This is a genomic window from Mucilaginibacter sp. UR6-11, assembly GCF_020880695.1.
In the GTDB taxonomy this organism is placed as follows: domain Bacteria; phylum Bacteroidota; class Bacteroidia; order Sphingobacteriales; family Sphingobacteriaceae; genus Mucilaginibacter.
This window is the reverse complement of sequence record NZ_JAJIWO010000004.1, coordinates 86301-108323: the sequence shown is the minus strand read 5'-3', so window position 1 is coordinate 108323 and position 22023 is coordinate 86301. Positions and strand designations below refer to the sequence as shown.

Below are 22023 nucleotides of genomic sequence, written 5' to 3'. Positions count from 1 at the left end.
CCTGACTTTTGGGACTAAAAAACATTAGTTGCGAAAAAAAAATACCTACTTTTGTTGCGCCTCAATAAACTACAGATGCCGATCACAAAAACCACAGATTCAATTTTTAGCCAGCTGGAAGATTGCGGGCACAAAAAAGTTGTTTATTGCAGTGATCCGGATACCGGCCTGAAAGCAATCATAGCCATTCATAATACCATACTAGGCCCCGCACTGGGTGGCGTACGTATGTGGACCTATAAAACCGAGGCTGAGGCGCTGGCGGACGTTTTGCGTTTGTCAAGGAGCATGACCTATAAGGCGGCTATCTCCGGGCTTAACCTGGGTGGGGGCAGCGCAGTGATCATCGGCGACTCGAGAAAGCATAAAACCGAGGCCCTTATGCGTAAATTTGGCCGTTTTGTTAAAAACTTTAACGGCGAATTTATAGCCGGCGAGGATGTAGGCACAAATTTGCGCGATATGGAATATATCCGCATGGAGACCGAGCATGTTGCGGGCCTGCCTGAAACCATAGGCGGCAGCGGCGACCCGGCCCCGATTGCTGCAATGGGCGTTTTTATGGGTATCAAGGCGTCGGTAAAAGAGGTTTTTGGCACAGATAGCCTTACCGGTAAATCAGTCATTGTACAGGGTATTGGCCATGTGGGCGAAAACCTGGTTAAACTGTTGCGCGATGAGAATGTAAAAGTTTACATCAGCGATATTAATGAAGAACGGACCCGGCAGGTATCAAAAAAATACGGTGCCGAAGCGATATCAAACAATAATATCTTTGATATTGACGCTGATATTTATTCGCCCTGTGCATTAGGGGGCACCATTAATACCCAAACTATAAATAAGCTTAAATGTGCTATAATAGCAGGGTCGGCAAATAACCAGTTAGAGGACGAAGAGGTACACGGACAATTATTACTTGATAAAGGTATTATATTTGCCCCTGATTACGTTATCAATGCCGGTGGTGTTATAAACTGTTATTCTGAGCTGATGGGTTTTAGTAAAAAACGCTCGCTGCAATTAACAGAAAATATTTATGAGGCAACGCGCAATGTTTTAAGGCTTTCAAAAGCCGAGAACATTTCTACCATTGTTGCGGCAAACAAAATTGTTGAAAAACGTATTACAGACATTAACAAAGTAAAATCAAGCTATTAAATAAATCACAAACAGGATTCATTTCCTAAATCGTTCTTACAAAATGTTAAACAGAAGGCACCTACGGGTAAAAGTATTACAGTCATTGTACGCATATCATCAAACAAGCGCGGCAAATATTAAACAACAGGAAAAAAACTTATTGCAAAGTATAGACCAGGTATACGAAATGTATATTTGGATGCTTTCCCTGATATCAGAAGTAGTTGGCTATGCCGATATAGACGCTAATGAAAGGGCACACAAGCATTTACCCACTGCCGATGACCTGAACGCGAACCTTAAACTTTTAACCAACAGGTTCACCATCTCCTTAAATCAAAACAAAGAGTTTTTAGCCGGGCTAAAAAAATATAAAGTTGAGTGGAGCTTTGAGCCGGAACTGGTTAAAACGCTTTTTACGAATCTGAAAGCAGCGCCCGAATATGCTGAATATTTAGAAAAGACCGGCGATACTATCCAGACCGATAAAGACATCATCAAGTTTATTTTCAAAAAGATCATCCTGAAATCAAGCCTGGCCGACCAGGTTTTTGAAGAGAAATTTATCTTTTGGCCGGTTGATAAAGATGTTTTACAGGCATTGATAGCCAAAACATTTAAAAACTTTGCCTTTGACGAACCTGAAAAAAATAAACTGGCCGAAGTAACCGGTAACTGGGAAGAGGACCGCGAGTTTATAGTGAAGCTTTTAGACACTACCGTGCGTTATGATAAAGATTACCAGGAACTGATAAGCGCCAAAACAAAAAATTGGGAGCCTGAACGTATTGCCATGATGGATACCTTATTGATGAAAATGGCCATTGCCGAGTTTATTAATTTTACATCTATCCCGGTTAAGGTTACTATTAATGAGTATCTGGAAATATCAAAAGAATACAGCACGCCAAAAAGTAATTCGTTTATAAACGGTATCTTGGACAAGATTTTATTTGAGCTGAAAGCAGAAAAGAAAATAAATAAAATAGGTAGAGGATTAATTGAATAATAATCAAAAATGAAAAAACTTTTTTTAGGTATTTTAATGGCAGGCGCTTTAATGGCCTGTAACAACACAAGTAAAAAACCGGTAGCTTTCACTACGGATGGGTCTGACATTAAATATGACGCCCCAACGTTTGATTTTGGTAAAATAAAGCAAAGCGAAAAAGTTTCTCACCGCTTTAAGTTTACCAATACCGGAAAATCACCATTGATTATAACAAATGCAACGGCATCATGTGGTTGCACAACGCCTGTCTGGCCTAAAACCCCGGTTCTGCCCGGCGATACAGGTTCAATAGCCGTGACTTTTAACAGCGCCGGTAAATCAGGCTTACAGGATAAGTTAATAACCGTTACCGCAAATAGCCAACCGGCACAAAGTATTGTGCATTTAATTGGCGAAGTACTTACAAACAATAAATAAAAATGATAGCAACTATTTTACTACAGGCCGCCGGCGGCTTTGACCCTAAACAATTGATCGTATTTGGATTAATTATAGTGGTGTTTTATTTCTTTATGATCCGCCCGCAGATAAAAAAACAAAAAGATCAGAAAAACTTTGTTAACGATTTGAAAAAAGGCGACAAGATCATTACCACAGCAGGTATGCACGGTAAAATTGTTGAAGTTGCTGATACCACTTTTTTAATTGAGACCGAAGGCGGTCATAAAGTACGTTTCAACAAGTCGGCAATTTCTTTAGATGATTCAAAAGCGTTAAACGCGCCGGCTTCAACTAAATAAGCGCATTAAGGTTAAGCTGGAGGTAAAGGGTTAAAGGCTTATTGCCTTCTCTTTATTAAGCCCGGGACTGAAAACATTATTAATAGGCGAAAGTAAAGGTTTATACCTTTTATCTTTCGCCTTTTACCTTTCACCTCAATATGGCAATAGTAAAACTATCAACAACAGAACGCAGGCGGGCATCGGCATTTGTTACCTGCCTGGGGCTGGCGCTTTTCGCGTGGGTAGCTACTGTTTTGTCCAGCTCCTATAATTACAAGGTAAAAGAAATACTTATTTTTAAAAACGCCCCTCAAAAACGGGCATTTCATTCGTTACAGTCTGATACCGTTTTGGTGACGGTTAAAGGAAGCGGCTGGCAAATGCTGCTTTCAAAAATAAACGAGCAAAACCGGGTAATTAAAGTTGACCTGAGTAAGTTAGACAGCGAAGCCTATGTAGTATTAAGTACGCAGCTGGCAGCTATAAATGCAGAAAAAGCGGTTGATAACGTAATTACCGCCATAACCCCTGACACACTTTATTTTGATTTTACAAATCGCAGCGTACGCCGGGTGCCTGTACAACTGGTAAAATCAATCCGGTACCAGCAGCAATTTGCCCAGTCGGGCAATGCGGTTATTAAACCGGCTTACGTTACCATCAGCGGCCCAAGTAACCGTATCGATAAAATAAAATACTGGCGAACCGATTCATTATCGCTAAAAAACATCGGCGAAAATATCAGCACACAGGTAAACCTTGAAGCTTCTGAAGAAGGGAATATCAGCATCTATCCTAAAACGGTGCAGGTAAACATTCCGGTTGATGAGTTTACAGAAAAAACGCTGGCCCTGCCTGTTAAGTTGATTGGCAATATCGATTTTTTTAATGTGAAGCTGTTTCCGCAAAAAGTAAATGTCACTTTTACAACAGCTTTAAGCAGTTTTGCCGATATAAATGAAACGCTTTTTGAGGCCCAGGCCGACCTTAATTTATGGCGTGTGTATGGCTATAATACACTGCCGGTTAAAATTACCCGGCTGCCGGCATTTTGCAAAGTGGTGAATATAGAGCCGCAGAATATTGATTTCATTGTTAAAAAGTAATGCTAAAAATAGGGATAACCGGCAATATAGGCAGTGGTAAAACTACCATCAGCAAAATGTTTGAGGTACTGGGCATCCCCGTATTTTATGCTGATGCCGAGGCCAAAAAGGTAATGACCACCGACCCTGTGCTGGTTGCTGCTATAAAGAAGGCCTTTGGCGATGCGGCCTATCTGCCGGACGGCAGCCTCGACAGAAAATATATAGCCAACATTGTTTTTAATAATGATGAAGAACTGGCAAAGCTTAATGCTTTAACACACCCCGCCGTATTCAGGGCTTTTGATAATTGGGTTGCCGATATTAAAAATGCACCCTATGTAATGAAGGAGGCTGCTTTGCTTTTTGAAAGCGCTTCTTATAAAATGTGCGATTATTCCTTACTGGTTACAGCGCCGCTGGATTTGCGGATACAGCGCGTAACCAGGCGCGACCATATCACCCCGGCCGAAGTAGAGGCGCGCGAGGCCAAACAGTTTACCGAGGCCAAAAAGCGCGAACTGGCAGATTACCTGATTGAAAACGACGAAATGCATTTGATTATTCCGCAGGTACTCCAGCTGCACCATGCGTTTTTACAGCTAGCAAGCGGCGGATGATACTTGACGATTTTATTTTTATTAATGCCAACGGCATTTATTGCAGTTACGGTGATTTTTATCTTGATCCGCAACAGCCGGTGGCAACGGCGGTTATATCGCACGCACATGCAGATCATGCTGTCAGCGGCAATAAGGAGGTTTATTGTACCCGCCCAACGCGCGAGTTTATGCACCTGAGGTACCACCGGTCGGCGGCGCAGGTGTTCAATATCGTCGGCTACAGCCAGCCGTTTATGATCAGGGATGTAAAGCTTACTTTTATATCGGCCGGCCACATGCTGGGGTCGGCAATGGTACTGATGGAATATCAGGGCGCCAGCTACCTGTATACCGGTGATTATAAGCTGCAACCCGATGCTACCTGCGACCCGGTTGAATGGGTGCATGCCGATGTACTGATCACAGAGAGCACGTTTGCTAATCCTGATATTATCCACCCGGATCCGGTGGCCGAGATAAAAAAATTAAATGATATTAAAACCAATATTCTGCTGGGGGCGTATGGATTGGGTAAGAGCCAGCGTTTAATACAAATGATAAATGAATACGCTCCGCAGAAAACAGTGCTGGTGCACCATAAAATAATGCCCCTAAACCAAATTTATGAGCTGGCAGGGTTTAAGTTAGGAAAGCACCAGCTATACGGCCGCAAGCTAATGAAAGAGCAAAAGGAGTTTGTTTATATAGTGCCGCCTTTCACTTTTAATAGTTATATAAAGGCTACCGGTGTGAAAAGATTGTTTGCGTCCGGCTGGAAAAACCTCCAGGTGAACAATGAGGACACGCTGTTTATATCAGACCACGTAGACTGGAACGATATTTTGCAGGCCATTAAGCTGGTTAACCCAAAACAGGTATGGACCCTGCATGGCAATGGCGCCCGGCTGAAGGCGCATCTGGGGACGGATATTGTGGTTAAACTGCTAAATTAACCGTGATGAAGGAAGGCGAAGACTATTATATAAATAAGGACGGCAACTTTGTTTTTACTGAAGCCTATCATTTAAAACGCGGTTATTGCTGTAAAAACAAATGCCTGCACTGCCCCTGGAACTTCGGAAAAACAGAAGAAAATAACAAATCAGAGAAAAAATAAGATATTTGCATCTTTGAAGTAATATTAGCAATGCGGATAGACGACGAAATACAAAGTTCAAAGTTTGAAGATAACTACCATAAGGCGGTTATCAACATCGCGTATACCGATGGCTGGTTAAAAAATACTTTTAACTGCCATTTCGAGAAACATAATTTAACGCAGCAACAGTTTAATATTTTGCGCATTTTAAGGGGCCAATATCCAAAACCGGCAACAGTTAACCTGCTTAAGGAACGCATGATAGATAAAATGAGCGATGCATCGCGCATTGTTGACAGGCTGGTGCAAAAAGAAATGATAACCCGTTGTACCAATAATAAGGACAGGCGCGCGGTTGATATCCGCATCAGCGAAAAGGGCCTTGATACGCTGGCAAAAATGGATGCCGAATTTAAAACCAAAGATTTTATTAAGAATAACCTTACCAACGAAGAAGCCGGCCAGTTAAGTGATCTGCTGGATAAGTTGCGGGGGTGAGACGAATTTGAATTTTGTAGTCGGATTTACCACCGCCTCCCTTGGATTTGCCATTGAATTGAATACACCTGGGTTATAATATTAGCTTGGCCTATAATATCCAATCTTCGTTTTAATACCTAAACTATGCGTCTTTCTATTTTAATTATTACAATTTTAATGTCTCTTAATTTGGCCGGGCAGCCATTAGTTCGGCCGCTAAGGCAGGAGATTATAACTGATGTTAGTTATTTGAAATCTGCTGTTGATGAAATAACCGTTAATCCTTATTTAAGAATATCAAAAGCTCAGTTTTTAAGAGAAATTGATAAAGCGGAAAGTAAATTATTACGTAAACCACAAGTAAATATTATTGACTTATATACCTTTCTGCAGCCGGTAATCGTGAAATTAGAAGATGGCCATACAGAACTATATCTTAACTCTTACATTGATAAAACAGACTATTTTGTATTTCCCTTCAACCTCTCCATTTCAACAAATGGCTTGCAGGTCACTGGTATAAATTCCGGTTATCAAACCTCTGTTCCTCTAAATGTTATTGATAAGAAGCTGGTTTCAATTAATGGTTATTCCTCGCAAGAAATTCTGAATACGATTAATAAATATTGTAGCGGAGAAAGCAAAAACAGCCGTTTAGCACTTAGCGGATATCTGTTTAACACAATTTTTAATCTCTTCTTTAGTAAAGAAAAAGAATTAAACATCCAATTTAACGACAACACCAGTTTACACTTAATCGCTGTAAAAAAATCAGAAATTAAAAATACCGCTTCAGCGGATCCGGGAACCCCTGATTACTCTTATCAAATAAGTAAAGATGAGAGAACCGCTACCTTAACTTTTAATAGTTTTTCAGGTTTGAAGAGATTTAAATCGTTTTTGTCAGAGATGTTTTCTTCATTAAGACAAAAGCACATCAAAAATTTAATTATTGATATCAGGAATAATGGAGGTGGCAATTCTGACCTCGGTGATGAGCTTTTAAAATACATTTGTCCGGTTCCGTTTACGCAATATGAAAAAACGATATTGAGATACAGCAAAATCAGTAAAGCATCTTTTAAAACGGATGCACCAGCTGATAGTGAGGAGCTAAAAGAATATCTAAATAAGCCGGACGGCACAATGGATACTATCGACAAGTCAAAGCAATTAGTCATTCCGGGAAAAGAGCAGTTTTTGGGTGCCGTTTTTTTACTTACGAGCCAGTCTACTTTTTCATCCGCTGCCGACTTTGCAAATGCCTTTAAGTTTTATAAGCTCGGAAAAATAATCGGGGAGGAAACCGGAGGGTATGTCATTTCACCGGGAGAAGATATCACGACAAGGTTGCCAAACTCACAATTAGAATTTCATATATCTTCAAGCAAAGATTTTGATATTGGTGTTACTAAAAATGATTGGCATGGTGTGCGACCTGATCTGGAAGTTAACAGAAGGGACGCATTGAATTATACGTTAAAAGAGTTAATCCGGTAATTATACTTTAACGCCCTTATTGATGTTGCCCGGCACGGGTCGGAGTTGGTAAACTTCGACAACCGCTACATTTTTCTGAAAAGCGGGGGTAAAGCCTCAGAGGCTATGCATCAAATTAGCTTTCCAAAATATCCAGCCGAATAAAAGGCCCACCAGGCTGCCGTATATCGCTCCTGCCGTTACATCAACCGGATAATGTACGCCAACATATACCTGCGCAAAACTTATGGACGCGGCCCATAATAAACCCACAGGCAATATCCATTTATGGCGTTTATAAAACACGATGATCAAAAACACCGCTATGGCAAAATGGTCGCTGGCATGGGTTGAAGGGAAGCTGTAGCCCGGCCCGCAATCAACCCTGCGGACAATGGTTGCCGCCATAGCCGGGTCATTACAGGGCCTTACCCGCTGGTAAAATGATTTAATAATGGTAGCGCTGCCAAAATCAGCAAGGCCAAAAGTAAGGGCCAGTAAAATAATGATTACAGCGCCCCGCTTCCGGTATCGCCAAAGGCAAAAAACAAAAATAAAAATATACAGCGGTATCCAAACTAACCGGTTGCGTAAAACCGGCATCAGCAGATCAAAAAACGTATTGCCCAGGTCATGGTTAATGAAATGGAATAACTGACGGTCAAACTGTAGCAGGTAGTCGGGCATTGGCGTTTAAACAAGGTGTAAATATAAACTAAGATTTTGTGGATTTAAGGATTTTAAGATTAATACAGCAAGTGTAAAATAATCATGAAATGCATTATCCCGCCGACAGCTTGTTCAGACAAAATCAATAAATATCGTTACTTTTGCAGCATAATTAAGAATATATATTTTGACTTTAATAAAATCGATTTCAGGTATACGCGGTACCATTGGCGGTGCTGCAGGTGATGGTTTAACACCATTGGATATTGTAAAATTCACCTCGGCTTATGGCGCCTGGGCGGTTAAAAAAACCGGCATAAAAAAGATCGTACTGGGCCGTGATGCACGCATATCGGGCAACATGGTTAATAATCTAGTTACCGGTACGTTAATGGGTTTGGGTATTGATGTGGTTGATATAGGCCTGTCAACCACACCAACCGTTGAAATAGCGGTGCCTTTGGAAAAAGCAGCCGGTGGAATTATCCTTACAGCCAGCCATAATCCAAAGCAGTGGAACGCGCTTAAGCTGTTAAATGCCGATGGCGAATTTATTAACGATGCCGATGGCAAAGAAGTATTGGAAATAGCAGAGAACAGCGATTTTACCTATGCTGATGTTAGTGCTTTGGGTAAAGTGAAATTTGACGATACCTATATGCAAAAACATATCGACCAGATATTGGCCCTGCCACTGGTTGATGTTGACGCCATTGTCAAAGCCAATTTTAAAGTAGTGATTGATTGCGTAAACTCTACGGGTGGTATATTTGTACCTGCTTTGCTGCAAGCGCTGGGCGTTAAAACCGTACATCGGTTATTTTGTGAACCTGACGGCGAGTTCGCCCATAACCCCGAGCCGTTGCCGGAGAACCTGGTAGCCTTATCAGCAGAAGTGCTGGATAAGGGTGCGGACCTGGGCATAGCCGTCGACCCGGATGTCGACCGCCTTTGCTTTGTGTGCGAGGATGGCAATATGTTTGGCGAGGAGTACACGCTGGTTGCCGTTGCAGATTATATCCTGAAAAACAATAAGGGTAATACAGTGTCTAACCTGTCATCAACCCGTGCTTTACGCGATGTTACCGAACAAGTAGGCGGCGAATATTATGCAGCCGCGGTAGGCGAGGTGAACGTGGTGAATAAAATGAAAGAAGTTGGCGCCGTTATAGGCGGCGAAGGTAACGGCGGGGTAATTTATCCCGGGCTACACTACGGCCGTGATGCCTTGGCCGGAATAGCTTTGTTTTTAACGCACCTGGCTAAATATGGGAAACCCATATCAAATTTGCGCAGCTCATATCCGGGCTACTTCATCTCCAAAAATAAAATCACACTTACGCCGGAGATGGACATCGATGCGTTGTTATTGAAAGTTGAGGATAAATACAAAGATCAGCCACATTCAACCATCGACGGACTTAAAATTGAGTTTGAGAAACAATGGGTACATCTGCGCCGTTCAAATACAGAGCCGATTATCCGGATCTATTCTGAAGGTGATTCTGAAACGGTTGCCGATAATTTGGCCAATAAGATCATCGCGGATATAAAAGAAATACTTCAGCTTCGCTAATGAGTGATTGAGTGAATTAGCGGGTGAGTGAATATAGAAGCTGACGAAAGCATTTTCCGGTTGGGAATTTTGATAGATGCGGATATAATTACAAAAAATGCAATAAGGAGTTTACTGACAGAAGGTAACGAAATATTAAAAGTAACGTCATCTGCCAGAAAATATAACTGATAAAAACAAATAGTGAAAGATAACTGGTGACCGGGCGACGAAACATTCCCTCGTTCACACAAACACTCATTCACTCATTAAAAAAACTAACTGATGAGGATTTACCTTGATAATGCTGCCACCACACCGCTGGATGCAGCAGTGATGAAAGCTATGTGTACGGTAATGGAAAATAATTACGGTAACCCATCGTCTATACATGCGCACGGACGTGAAGCCAGGGCATTAATCGAAAAATCACGTAAAACTATTGCCAACCTGCTGCATACCTCGCCCGCCGAGATCTTCTTTACCAGCAGCGGTACCGAGGCTGATAATACGGCCATCCGTTGCGGTATCATCGACAACAATATCACCCATGCTATTACCACGCGTATAGAACATCATGCGGTTATTCATACGCTTGAGGCGATGGCAAAAGCAGGCACTATCAAACTTAGCTTTGTTGATGTTGACAGTAAAGGCAATGTTGATTATACCCACCTTGAAAAACTATTGCAGGATAATGAGCGCAGCTTTGTGTCGCTGATGCATGCCAATAACGAAATAGGCACCCTTACTGATATTGAAAGGGTAGGAAACCTATGCGAGCAGTATAACGCTATTTTTCATTGCGATACGGTGCAGACCATGGGACACTATCCGCATGACCTGACCAAACTAAAGGTTCATTTTTTGGTTTGCGCCGCACATAAATTTCATGGGCCCAAGGGTGTAGGTTTTTTGCATATCAACCATAAAATAAAAATTAAACCATTTATTTACGGTGGATCGCAGGAACGTAACATGCGTGGCGGTACCGAAAATGTTTATGGTATAGTTGGCCTGGCTAAAGCACTTGAACTGGCTTATGCAGATATGGAACAACATCAAACTTACATACAGGGCCTGAAATCGTACCTTAAAGAGCAGCTGACCGAAAATATCCCGGGTGTTTTATTTAACGGCGAAACGGATGAGGATAACAGCCTGTATACTGTACTGAACGTTTCGTTCCCAGAAACGGACATGGCCGACATGCTGTTATTTAACCTGGATATCGCCGGCATTTCTGCATCGGGCGGCAGTGCCTGCAGCTCGGGTACAGACATCGGCTCACATGTGCTTACCGGTATAGGCGCAAGCAGTACCCGGCCTTCGGTACGCTTTTCTTTCTCTAAGTACAATACTAAAGAAGAGATTGATTTTGTAGTAAATAAGGTGCGCGAGTTGTTTGTAGTGAACGCTTAAATGCCTTCCCGAAGGAGTGGACACATTAAGGTATCAAGTTTAAATTTTTAAGCCTTGCCGACGGGAGGTTATTCAACTTGTTTTGTGTTTTAATGTGTTTAGGACAGCTGTGCCGTTTAGCATAAGGTGAATTACTGGCACGGTTTTCGGGGTTATATCATTACTAGTAAACAATGAAAATCATGGAAACGAACAATCAAAATCCCGGAAACGGTAACAGACCAGACGAAACTCCTGAAAGACATCAATCAGAACAAGAAGGTTCAGGTTATGCTCCGCAACGCGAGCAGCAACAACATAATAAAGGTAACGATGCTTCATACAGCGAGCAAAATGACGTGACCCCGCCAAATCATAAAGAATTTCCCGTACGTGGCCCGGGCAAGGCCGATTTTGAAAGCCGCCCGCAAGGCCGTACCACCGGCCGTATGGTAGGCCATGAGCCGGGTACAGAAAGCTTGTAAAAGTTATAGTCTTATTTATAATAAGGGCTATCTGAAAAGGTAGCGTTTTTACTTAAAAATTAAAGCTATGAAACCTAACAATCGAAACTCCGGAAACGGTAATCAACAAAAAACTGCGGTTAAGCAACAACAGGTTGACCAGCCGCAAAAAACTAATAACCCATCGGGCAAAAAGCCGGTTTATATTAAAGATATGCCGCCGATAGATGGTGCCAGGCCAGGCGTGATATAGGCGCAAAACAGGCAACAAAAAAGGGCGAACATCAAGTTCGCCCTTTTTTTGTTTATGCTTATGGCTTTTAATTTTTCATCATTTTTAAAAATGCCGCCAGCTCTTCTTTCATTTCACGGCGGTCGACTATAAAATCAAGGAAACCGTGTTCCTGCACAAACTCGGCAGTCTGGAACCCTTTTGGCAGGTCTTTCTTAATAGTTTCTTTGATAACCCTTGGGCCGGCAAAACCTATCAGCGCACCCGGCTCGGCAATGTTAATATCACCCAGCATGGCGTACGATGCGGTTACACCCCCGGTAGTCGGGTCTGTTAATAAAGAGATATAAGGGATCTTAGCTTGTGACAGCAGCGCCAGCTTGGCCGACGTTTTGGCCATTTGCATTAAAGAGAACGCTGCTTCCATCATCCGTGCACCGCCCGATTTTGATATCATCAGGAAAGGTACCTTATGCTCAATGCAATAATCAATAGACCGGGCAATCTTTTCGCCCACTACCGATCCCATTGATCCGCCTATGAAATTGAAATCCATACAGGCAATTACCAGGTCCTGCTCGTTTATTTTACCAACGCCGGCCCTTATCGCGTCCTTTAACCCGGTTTTAAACTGGGTTTCAACCAAACGCTCGGTATATTTCTTGGTGTCGGTAAAATTCAGCGGGTCGCCCGACACCAGGTCAGGGAATAACTCGGTAAATTCGTTATTATCAAACAATACAGAAAAATATTCTTTTGATCCTATCCGCAGGTGAAACCCGCAGTAATGACACACGTATTGATTTTCAACCTGTTCTGAGTAATGTAAAGGTTTTTTACATTGAGGGCATTTGTTCCAGATCCCTTCAGGGGTGTCTTTCTTCTCCTCGGTAGTCGTAATGATCCCTTTTATTTCACGTTTAAACCACGCCATATCTATGTCTAGCTCTTTCAATATACTGCAAAGAAACGAATTATTTTGTTAGATGTTTGCTAAATTTTAGAAACGAAGCTTTAGAATCAGGAAACAGGAATCAGAGCAGGGATGATTTGGATCGTTTTTAAAGAAACAGGATAATAACCCGTACTTTAATACTGCGGTTGTATACGGGCGTTTCCCTTCGGGCCGGGCTGTCCATTCATACGCCTTCAGGCATTTGACCAATGTCATCAATACCCTATCACTTATATAGACATTTTTTCTATATAAAACCGATAAATTTTTTACCTTCGAGGCCCAAACAAAAGTCAATGGATTTAAAAAATTATAAAGGTGTTTTGCACGGCGATCAGGTGCAGGCATTATTTGAAGCAGCAAAAGAGCATAAATTTGCTTTACCTGCAGTAAACGTAATAGGTACCAATACAGTTAATGCTGTTATGGAAACTGCAAAGGCGGTTAACTCGCCGGTAATTATTCAGTTATCACATGGCGGTGCGCAGTTTTATGCGGGCAAATCATTAGATAACTCTAAGTTGCAAGCCTGTATTTTAGGCGCGGTATCTGCTGCAAGGCACGTGCATTTATTGGCAGAGCATTATGGTGTCGCGGTTATTTTACATACCGATCATGCTGCTAAAAAATTATTACCCTGGATAGACGGTTTATTGGATTACGGCGAGAAATTTTTTGCTGAAACCGGCAAACCGTTGTTCTCATCGCATATGCTTGATCTTTCTGAAGAATCATTAGAAGAAAATATAGAGATTTCGGCCAGGTACCTGGCGCGTATGGCCAAAATGGGCATGACGCTTGAAATTGAATTAGGTGTTACCGGTGGCGAGGAAGATGGCGTTGACAACAGCGATGTTGACAGCTCACGTTTATATACCCAGCCTGAAGACGTAGCCTACTCGTACGAGAACCTGTTAAAAGTTAGCCCGCGCTTTACTGTTGCAGCTGCTTTTGGCAATGTGCATGGTGTTTACAAACCGGGTAATGTTAAATTACAACCGGTTATTTTACATAACTCACAAGAGTACGTTAAACAGAAATTTAACCTGTCGGCTCAAAAACCAATAAACTTTGTATTTCATGGCGGATCTGGTTCAACGCAGGAAGAAATACGCGAAGCTATTGGTTACGGAGCAATCAAAATGAATATTGATACTGATATGCAATGGGCATACTGGGAAGGCATTAAAGATTACTATAAGGCTAACGAAGCTTATTTGCAAGAGCAGATTGGTAACCCGCAGGGAACCGATTCGCCAAACAAAAAATACTACGACCCGCGCGTATGGTTACGTAAAGGCGAAGAGAACTTTGTTAAACGCTTAACGGCTGCTTTTGACGACCTGAATTGCATCAACGCTACAGATAAACTATAATCAGCAGCCTCATAACCTTAAAAAGCGCCAATGCAAAACATTGGCGCTTTTTTTTAGTTATAAAACCATAATTACTCATAATAATATATATGGCAAAAAAGAAAAATTTTTTCGAACGGTTCTCTAATTGGGCTACGGCCGCTACAGGCAGCTCAGCTGCGTTTTTAATAGCTATATCCGTAATAATCATATGGTTGGTGACCGGGCCGGTATTTAAGTACTCAGATACCTGGCAATTAATTATTAATACAGGTACAACTATCATAACCTTTTTAATGGTGTTCCTGATCCAAAAGTCGCAGAACAAGGATTCAAAAGCAATCCATTTAAAATTAAATGAGTTGCTGGCCTCACACCAGGGTGCAAGTAACCGTATGGTTGATATTGAGGATATTACCGAAGACGAGCTTGATCATCTTCATAAATTTTATGTACAGCTGTCAGATCTGGCCGAGAAGGAAGATGACCTAACCTGTACACACTCTATTGATGCTGCCGAAGAAAACCATAACTTTAAACTTTCTACCTATAAAGCAAAAAAGCATTATACCGATGCCCGAACCAGGAAAGATTCAAGTAAAAAAAGTAAGTGACCCGGCCAGCCTTGAAAAGGTTTTTGCCATCCGCCGCGAGGTTTTTGTTGGCGAACAAAATTGCCCACCCGAACTGGAGTGGGAGCATGAAGATGAATCAACCCATTTTTTAGCCACTGTTGATGATATACCGGCCGGCGCCTCGCGCTGGCGCAAAACCGAAAATGGTTATAAACTGGAGCGTTTTGCCGTCCTGAAACCATTCAGGGGATTGGGCGTGGCACAGCAGCTGGTTAAAACGGTACTGGCCGATCTGCCGCCGGATGCGGATTATATCTACCTTAATGCGCAATTATTAGCGATGGGCCTTTACGAAAAATTTGGTTTTGTAAAAGAGGGCCCCCAGTTTGAAGAGGCCGGGATCCCGCATTTTAAAATGGTGAGAAAATGATTTTGAATGTCGGAGTCCGGACGTTCGATTCGGATTTGTAAAGTAATCAATGACTGCTAAAGAGACTAAAAGGTAGCGCGCCCTGGCGGTAAGAATATATTAACCAAACACCCGGACGGAATAATCCAGCGCTTCCTGTAATTTATCATAATTAAGCCTGCTAAGCACGTTTTGTGTTTCGAGGTAACCTATCAGGTTTTCCGTAGCGATGTTGCCCGTAAGGTCGTCTTTGGCCATTGGGCAGCCACCGTAGCCTTTTAATGCACTATCAAAACGCCTGCAACCGCTTTGGTAAGCTGCTTCTACTTTTTCATGCCAGGTAGTTGGTGTGCTATGCAGGTGTACGCCAAATTCGGTTTGAGGGAATGCCTGGCAAAGCACCGGGTAAATACCGGCTATCTGTTCAGCGGTTGCAATGCCTATCGTATCAGACAAAGCCACAATCTTGATCCCCTCGTAAACCAGCTTCCCGGTCCAATATTTTACAATTTCAATATTCCATTCGTCACCGTAAGGATTACCAAATCCCATAGAAAGGTAAACTATCAGTTCCTTGCCTTTATCGGCACATAATTGTTTAATCCGTTTCACGGTTTCAAACGCGTCAATTAAGGTAGCGTTGGCATTACGCAATTGAAAGGTTTCTGAGATAGAGAACGGATATCCGAGGTAAGTTATCGCGTCGTGCGACACGGCTTCCTCAGCGCCTCTGTAATTAGCTACAATGGCCAGTAATTTTGATTGTGTATTACGCAAATCAAGTTTGGCCAGTACATCCGCCGTATCCCGCATTTGCGGTATAGCCTTAGGCGATACAAAACTTCCAAAATCTATGGTATCAAAACCTATCTGCAATAACAGGTTGATATACGCAGCTTTGACAACGGTTGGCACAAAGCCAGGTAAACCCTGCATGGCATCGCGCGGGCATTCAGTAAGTTTAATTTGCGTACCGGCCATAATGATGCAAGTTAATCAGCTTTTGCTTCCTGCGTATGTTTTTTTGGTAATTCCTCTCTTTTAAATCTGCGTATGATTAGCCTGCTGCCCCCGTTAAACGTTACATAGCTGCCTATCCAGTTAATGAATACAATTACCTTATTGCGGAAACCTAAAAGGGATATCAGGTGGACGAACATCCAGATCAGCCAGGCAAAAAAGCCCTGGAACCTGATTTTGCCCAGGTCGGCAATGGCTTTATTACGGCCTACGGTGGCCAATGAGCCTTTATCCCTGTATTTAAAAGGCACTACCGCTTCGTCTTTAATCAGGTGCATAATGTTTTTACCCGCCAGCGCGCCCTGTTGAATAGCAACCTGCGCCACCCCGGGATGACCTTTCGGCATTTCCTCGGTAATCATGGCGGCAACATCACCGATAGCAAATACATTTTCGGCGCCTTTTACCCGGTTTATAGCGTCAACGCTGATCCGGTTGCCGCCAACAATTTTATCTTTGCCAATGCCATCAGGTACAACGCCCATAACCCCGGCGCTCCATATTACATTTTTTGTCCTGATGGATTTACCGCCTTCAAACTTTATCTCTTCACCGTTATAACTTTCAACCTTTACGTTTAGTAAAACTTCAACCCCCATATCGGTTAAAAACTTTTTGGCCGCTTTTGATCCCTGGTCAGAGAACGGCCCCAGCACCTTTGGTAAAAAATCTACCAGGTAAACCTTCATGTGATTTTTTTCCAGGTCGGGATAATCACGGGTCAGGATATGATTACGCAGTTCTGCCAGCGCACCTGCAAGCTCTACACCGGTAGGGCCGGCACCAACCAGTACAAAGGACAGGTAAGGTTCCTTTTCTTCCCTGGTGGTCTTTAAAGAGGCCTCTTCCAGGTTCTGAAGGATAAGGTACCTTAAATTTAGCGCTTCGGGGATTGATTTCATTGGCATGGCGTAGCGCTCAATCTCTTTGTTGCCAAAGAAGTTGGTGGTCGACCCGGTGGCGATCACCAGGTAATCATACGGCACATCGCCAATGTCTGTACTAACGATATTTTTCTCCATATCCACACCTGAAACCTCAGCAATGCGAAACCGGAAGTTTTTTTGCGAAGCGAAATTCTTACGCAATGAAAATGCGATGGATTCAGACTCCAGGCTGCCCGTGGCAACCTGATACAGCAGGGGCTGAAAAGTATGATAATTATGTTTATCCAGCATTAAAACATCTACCGGCTTGTCAGCCAGCTGTTTGGCAACTTCCAGTCCGCCGAAGCCGCCGCCTATGATAACTACCTGCGGGAATTTTGATTTTTTTGGTTCCTTCATTTGATATAATATAAAGAACGCAAACCAGTAATAATTAATTGAAGGTTTGTGTTGATCCAGGCCTTTAAATACAAAAATCATTCCGCATATAGTTAGTTAACCAGATAATGACAGGAATAAGTGATTCATATCAGATTAAACCCGATCTGCTGTCATTTTTGCGCTTTTTAAATAGCGGTAATTTTAGACATTCTTAAAACCTATTAAAATTTAATACCATGGGAAATATAATTTCAAACAAAGAAGAGTTGTTAGTTGACGCACCTGACGTTAATGTAGCAAACAAAATATCAACAATGAAAGCGCTGGTTTATCATGGGCCGGGAAAAAAATCGTGGGAAGACAAGCCAAAACCGGCAATCATAAAACCAACTGACGCGATCATTAAGATTTCAAAGACTACCATATGCGGCACCGACCTCCACATTATGAAAGGAGATGTCCCAACGGTTACAGACGGAAGGATAATTGGTCATGAAGGTGTTGGCGTTATCCAGGATGTAGGATCTGCCGTAAGCAGTTTTAAACCGGGCGACCATGTCATTATATCATGTATCACATCATGCGGCAAATGCGAATATTGTAAAAAAGGCATGTACTCGCATTGCGAAGATGGCGGATGGATACTGGGCAATACCATTGATGGCACCCAGGCCGAATTTGTGAGGATACCTTATGCCGATAACAGCCTTTACCATATACCTGCGGGCGCGGATGAAGAGGCACTGGTGATGCTGAGCGATATTTTGCCAACCGGTTTTGAATGCGGTGTGCTAAACGGACAGGTTAAACCCGGAGACGTAGTAGCCATTGTAGGCTCAGGGCCGATAGGTATAGCCGCATTATTGACAGCCCAGTTTTATACCCCGGCAGAAATTATTATGATTGACCAGGATGATAACAGGCTGAGTGTGGCAAAGAAATTTGGGGCAACGCATACCATTAATGGTGCAAATGAAAATGTTATTGAAAAGATAATGAGCCTTACCAATAACAAGGGGGTTGATGTAGCCATTGAAGCAGTAGGTATACCTGCTACCTTTGAACTGTGCGCTGATATAATTACCGCCGGCGGCCATATAGCTAATATTGGTGTTCACGGCAAAAGCGTTACGCTGCATTTGGAAACGCTTTGGTCTAAAAATATAACGATCACCACGCGATTGGTTGATACGGTAACTACTCCATTGCTGCTAAAAACAGTTCAGTCGAAAAAGATTGAACCTAATAAATTGATCACTCATCATTTTAAACTGGATCAGATAATGGCGGCGTATGAAACTTTTGGCAATGCTGCCAAAGAAAAGGCTTTAAAAGTGATCCTTGAAAATTGATCATTTTTAAAATAGTGCTATATAGGTTTTTTGTAATAAAAAAAGCCGTCTTCAATAACATTGAAGACGGCTTTTTAGTAAAAAGTATTTTAGTGGTTATCTCAGGTCTTTCTTTCCGAAGTCGATAATAACCGGTGTCGCGATACAAATTGATGAGTAGGTACCAAAACATACCCCAATTAATAACGAGAACGAGAAGCCACGTAAAACGTCGCCACCGAATATGAACAGGATAACCAATACAAACAATACTGTTAAAGCGGTAATAATGGTACGGCTTAATGTATTGTTGATGGCGTTGTTGATAACCTCTTTAGGCTCGTCAGTTTTTGCATGGTGTAAATGCAGGAACTCACGGATACGGTCAAATACAACCACGGTATCGTTAATGGAGTAACCTATTACCGTTAATATAGCCGCCACGAATGACTGGTCAATATCAAGGAACGGCAACACATGTCTGAACAATGAGTAGAATGAAAGCACCATTAAAGCATCATGCGCAGTTGCAACCATCGCCGCCAGGCTAAATTGCCATTTGCGGAAACGTAATAAGATATAAGCCGATATAACCAATATGGCAAACAATACGGTCCAGACAGCTGATTTTTTCAAACCATCAGCAATAGTAGCCTGTACTTTTTGCGAACCTAAAATATCTTTTTTATTTATCTGTGTAACTGCCTTTTTGTTTAATAAATCCAACAAAGTGTTTTCAACTTTTGCATCAGCAGTGGTTGAGTTATCTTCAATTAGATAGTTGGTAGTTACACTTATTTTGTCTGATCCTAATTTTTTAACCAAAGTGCCATGACCCAATACTTCTTCTACAGCCCCACGTGCATCTTCAACAGTGGCGTTTTTATTAGGAAACCTAAGGATATAAGTACGGCCACCCTGGAAATCAACACCATAGTTAAAGCCCTGCACAAACATCGATATAATACCCGCGGTGATAAACGTACCTGAGAAAATATAGAACCTGAAACGTTTTTTAACGAATGCGAAGTTTGCATTTTTAAAGGTATGTGAGCTCCATGGGTTTGAGAATTTAATATCCCAGCCTTTTTCAATCATCCACTCAAATATTAATCTTGAAATTAATAATGAACAGAATAAGGAAGTGATAATACCGATCATCAAAGTGGTTGCAAAACCCTGGATGGGCCCGCTGCCAAATACAAACAGGATAACACCTGTTAAGAAGGTACTTATGTTTGAGTCAAGGATAGATGATAAAGCATGTTTAAAACCATCGCTAACCGCTAAACGGACCGACTTACCTAATGCCAGCTCTTCACGCACACGTTCATAAATCAATACGTTGGCATCAACCGACATACCGAACAATAACACGATACCGGCAACACCAGGCAAGGTTAATACAGCACGTAGGCTGGTTAACACGCCCATCAGGAAGAATACGTTGATGATTACCGCAACAACCGCTACGGTACCTGCACGGTTATAATAAGCAACCATGAACACCAATACTACCAGTAAACCCATTAAACATGAGATTAAACCGGCGTTAATTGATTCCTGGCCTAATGACGGACCTACCACGTCCTCGCCAACTATACGGGCGGGAGCTGGTAAACGGCCGGCTTTTAATACGTTGGCCAAATCCTTGGTATCTTCAACTTTAAAGTTACCCGAGATTGATGATACGCCACCTGATATTTCATTCTGTACGCTTGGGGCAGAGTAAACATTGTCATCCAAAACAATAGCGATTGCTTTTTTGCCTTGTGCCGCTTCGGCAGTTATCGCGCGCCATTTTTCGGCACCTTGCGAGTTCATGACCATTCTAACTTCGGGGCTGCCTTTTTGATCCACGTCATTTTGTGCATCGTTGATAACATCGCCGCCTAATACCGGGCCATTTTCTGCACCCGACAGTTTAAGCGCATACAATTCAAATATTTTTTTATCAAATGGTTTAACGCCCCATGCAAATTTAATGTTGCGTGGTAATGATCCCTGCACATCAGCACTATGTAAATAGCTGTTTACTTTGGCAGTATCTTTTTGCATTGCCCAGCCCACAACCGCACCGGGGCGCAATTGCTGCTGACCGCTTTGATCCTGGTAAGTTGGGATCTGTAATACAGTAAAAAGCGGATGAGCTGCGTTTAATTTAGATTTGGCAGCCAGTGAAGTATCCTTGGCTGCGGTTTTTTCAACTTTATTTAATAAAGCTAACGCACCTTTTTTAGCAACGGTATCCTTAGTGGCTGCCCCAGCTGTAGTTTTGGCAGTGTCTTTGGCAGCGTTTTTTGTTTTAGCGGCTAAGATGTTGTCTATGCTGGTAAACATAGGATATACTTCCTGGCTCTCAAAAGTCTGGTAAAACTCTAACTTGGCTGATCCTGATAAAAGCTTGCGTACCCGTTCAGGGTCTTTAACACCAGGTAATTCGATAAGTATACGGTTGGTGTTAGTCTCTAACTGGATGTTGGGCTGCGTAACGCCAAATTGGTCAATACGGGTGTTTAATACCGTGTATGATTGTTTTACCGCAACATCAGCCTCGTCTTTCAGGTATTTCTCTACTTCGCTGTTTGAGGCGTTGTATTTTAAATGAGCCTGGTTGTCTTTGGTTGAAAATATGGCAGCCAGCTTTCCGTTAGGGGCCAGTTTCTCATACTCGTTAACAAATAACGTGATGTAGTCAGACTGGCTGGTCCTTGTATCAGCTGTTGCATTAACCAATGCCTGGTTAAAAGCAGGGTCCGGATTGTTGTTTGACAATGCCTTTACCAGTTCAGCTAACGAGATCTGCATGGTAACGTTCATGCCGCCCTTAAGGTCAAGACCCAGTGCAAGCTCTCTTTCAAGGCAGTATTGATAAGTATGGCCCAGCACCGGATAGGCCGGCAATCCTGAAACAGAATCCAGATAAGCCTTTACTTTTGCAGTATCGCCTTTCGCATATACTTCAGCATCTTTCTCAACTTTGCGCGCCACCCATGTAAAAGACAATTGGTAAATACACACAATCGTTAGCACTATGGCGAAAAATTTAATAACCCCTTTACCTTGCATTGTAAATTATAATATGTAATTAATTAGTTTATAAGCATTTTAAACAAGACGGCAAATCTAACAAAATTTTGCAACCCTGAAATTTTAAATTGAAACAA

General features: G+C 42.2%; 23 protein-coding genes. 18 read left to right on the top strand and 5 right to left on the bottom strand.

Features of this window, described 5'->3' with window-relative positions; genetic code table 11:
* Positions 1-75: 75 nt before the first annotated feature.
* From LJ658_RS11345 to LJ658_RS11300, 10 genes are all read left to right on the top strand, one after another.
* The gene (locus LJ658_RS11345; RefSeq protein WP_230546625.1) at positions 76-1161 is read left to right on the top strand and encodes a Glu/Leu/Phe/Val dehydrogenase; all 1086 of its coding nucleotides are present in this window, start codon (positions 76-78) and stop codon (positions 1159-1161) included.
* Between the two features lie 43 nt (positions 1162-1204).
* Positions 1205-2152: a transcription antitermination factor NusB gene (gene nusB, locus LJ658_RS11340; protein ID WP_230546624.1), complete on the top strand. Its 948-nt coding sequence runs from the start codon at positions 1205-1207 to the stop codon at positions 2150-2152.
* 9 nt (positions 2153-2161) lie between these two features.
* Positions 2162-2572 (top strand): DUF1573 domain-containing protein, encoded by a 411-nt coding sequence (locus tag LJ658_RS11335; RefSeq protein ID WP_230546623.1) that lies wholly within the window; start codon positions 2162-2164, stop codon positions 2570-2572.
* Positions 2573-2574: 2 nt separating this feature from the next.
* The gene (gene yajC, locus LJ658_RS11330; protein WP_230546622.1) at positions 2575-2895 is read left to right on the top strand and encodes a preprotein translocase subunit YajC; all 321 of its coding nucleotides are present in this window, start codon (positions 2575-2577) and stop codon (positions 2893-2895) included.
* A gap of 140 nt (positions 2896-3035) precedes the next feature.
* Positions 3036-3983, top strand: coding sequence for a CdaR family protein (locus tag LJ658_RS11325; RefSeq protein WP_230546621.1), 948 nt, complete (start codon positions 3036-3038; stop codon positions 3981-3983).
* On the top strand, positions 3983-4582 hold the full coding sequence (gene coaE / locus LJ658_RS11320) for a dephospho-CoA kinase (RefSeq protein ID WP_230546620.1): 600 nt from the start codon (positions 3983-3985) through the stop codon (positions 4580-4582). Before LJ658_RS11325 ends, coaE begins: the two co-directional genes overlap by 1 nt.
* A complete protein-coding gene (locus tag LJ658_RS11315; RefSeq protein WP_230546619.1) occupies positions 4579-5517 on the top strand; it encodes an MBL fold metallo-hydrolase in 939 nt (312 codons plus the stop codon). The genes coaE and LJ658_RS11315 overlap by 4 nt, the downstream gene beginning before the upstream one ends.
* A 5-nt stretch (positions 5518-5522) precedes the next feature.
* Complete coding sequence (locus LJ658_RS11310; RefSeq protein WP_230546618.1) at positions 5523-5681, top strand: DUF5522 domain-containing protein; 159 nt, start codon at positions 5523-5525, stop codon at positions 5679-5681.
* A gap of 30 nt (positions 5682-5711) precedes the next feature.
* Positions 5712-6161 carry a MarR family winged helix-turn-helix transcriptional regulator gene (locus LJ658_RS11305; protein WP_230546617.1) on the top strand — a complete coding sequence of 150 codons (450 nt, stop codon included), beginning with the start codon at positions 5712-5714 and terminating at the stop codon, positions 6159-6161.
* A gap of 126 nt (positions 6162-6287) precedes the next feature.
* Positions 6288-7643, top strand: a complete 1356-nt coding sequence (locus LJ658_RS11300) for a S41 family peptidase (RefSeq protein ID WP_230546616.1) — start codon at positions 6288-6290, stop codon at positions 7641-7643.
* A gap of 96 nt (positions 7644-7739) precedes the next feature.
* Here the strand turns inward: LJ658_RS11300 and LJ658_RS11295 are convergent, their stop codons facing one another.
* Positions 7740-8309, bottom strand: coding sequence for a phosphatase PAP2 family protein (locus tag LJ658_RS11295; protein ID WP_230546615.1), 570 nt, complete (start codon positions 8307-8309; stop codon positions 7740-7742).
* A gap of 169 nt (positions 8310-8478) precedes the next feature.
* Between LJ658_RS11295 and glmM the strand changes: the two genes are divergently transcribed.
* The 4 genes from glmM to LJ658_RS11275 all read left to right on the top strand — a co-directional run bounded on the left by glmM (position 8479) and on the right by LJ658_RS11275 (position 11964).
* Positions 8479-9867 carry a phosphoglucosamine mutase gene (gene glmM, locus LJ658_RS11290; RefSeq protein WP_230546614.1) on the top strand — a complete coding sequence of 463 codons (1389 nt, stop codon included), beginning with the start codon at positions 8479-8481 and terminating at the stop codon, positions 9865-9867.
* A 264-nt stretch (positions 9868-10131) separates the two neighbouring features.
* Complete coding sequence (locus tag LJ658_RS11285; RefSeq protein ID WP_230546613.1) at positions 10132-11268, top strand: cysteine desulfurase family protein; 1137 nt, start codon at positions 10132-10134, stop codon at positions 11266-11268.
* A 173-nt stretch (positions 11269-11441) separates the two neighbouring features.
* Positions 11442-11732 carry a hypothetical protein gene (locus LJ658_RS11280; RefSeq protein ID WP_230546612.1) on the top strand — a complete coding sequence of 97 codons (291 nt, stop codon included), beginning with the start codon at positions 11442-11444 and terminating at the stop codon, positions 11730-11732.
* 67 nt (positions 11733-11799) lie between these two features.
* Positions 11800-11964 carry a hypothetical protein gene (locus LJ658_RS11275; protein WP_230546611.1) on the top strand — a complete coding sequence of 55 codons (165 nt, stop codon included), beginning with the start codon at positions 11800-11802 and terminating at the stop codon, positions 11962-11964.
* A gap of 67 nt (positions 11965-12031) precedes the next feature.
* Here LJ658_RS11275 and accD read toward each other — a convergent pair whose 3' ends face one another.
* Positions 12032-12877 (bottom strand): acetyl-CoA carboxylase, carboxyltransferase subunit beta, encoded by an 846-nt coding sequence (gene accD, locus LJ658_RS11270; protein WP_230546867.1) that lies wholly within the window; start codon positions 12875-12877, stop codon positions 12032-12034.
* Positions 12878-13194: 317 nt separating this feature from the next.
* Here accD and fbaA point away from each other — a divergent pair, with 317 nt between their 5' ends.
* The 3 genes from fbaA to LJ658_RS11255 all read left to right on the top strand — a co-directional run bounded on the left by fbaA (position 13195) and on the right by LJ658_RS11255 (position 15258).
* Positions 13195-14274: a class II fructose-bisphosphate aldolase gene (gene fbaA / locus LJ658_RS11265; RefSeq protein WP_230546610.1), complete on the top strand. Its 1080-nt coding sequence runs from the start codon at positions 13195-13197 to the stop codon at positions 14272-14274.
* 89 nt (positions 14275-14363) lie between these two features.
* Complete coding sequence (locus LJ658_RS11260; protein WP_230546609.1) at positions 14364-14867, top strand: low affinity iron permease family protein; 504 nt, start codon at positions 14364-14366, stop codon at positions 14865-14867.
* Complete coding sequence (locus tag LJ658_RS11255; protein WP_230546608.1) at positions 14827-15258, top strand: GNAT family N-acetyltransferase; 432 nt, start codon at positions 14827-14829, stop codon at positions 15256-15258. Before LJ658_RS11260 ends, LJ658_RS11255 begins: the two co-directional genes overlap by 41 nt.
* 99 nt (positions 15259-15357) lie before the next feature.
* Here LJ658_RS11255 and LJ658_RS11250 read toward each other — a convergent pair whose 3' ends face one another.
* Together LJ658_RS11250 and LJ658_RS11245 are read right to left on the bottom strand one after the other, a co-directional pair.
* Positions 15358-16218: a hydroxymethylglutaryl-CoA lyase gene (locus LJ658_RS11250; RefSeq protein ID WP_230546607.1), complete on the bottom strand. Its 861-nt coding sequence runs from the start codon at positions 16216-16218 to the stop codon at positions 15358-15360.
* A gap of 11 nt (positions 16219-16229) precedes the next feature.
* Entirely contained in the window at positions 16230-17543 is a 1314-nt protein-coding gene (locus tag LJ658_RS11245) for an NAD(P)/FAD-dependent oxidoreductase (protein WP_230546606.1), read from the bottom strand.
* 218 nt (positions 17544-17761) lie between these two features.
* Between LJ658_RS11245 and LJ658_RS11240 the strand changes: the two genes are divergently transcribed.
* Positions 17762-18877, top strand: a complete 1116-nt coding sequence (locus tag LJ658_RS11240) for a zinc-dependent alcohol dehydrogenase family protein (RefSeq protein ID WP_230546605.1) — start codon at positions 17762-17764, stop codon at positions 18875-18877.
* Between the two features lie 96 nt (positions 18878-18973).
* Here the strand turns inward: LJ658_RS11240 and secDF are convergent, their stop codons facing one another.
* Entirely contained in the window at positions 18974-21925 is a 2952-nt protein-coding gene (gene secDF, locus LJ658_RS11235; protein WP_230546604.1) for a protein translocase subunit SecDF, read from the bottom strand.
* Between the last annotated feature and the right edge of the window lie 98 nt (positions 21926-22023).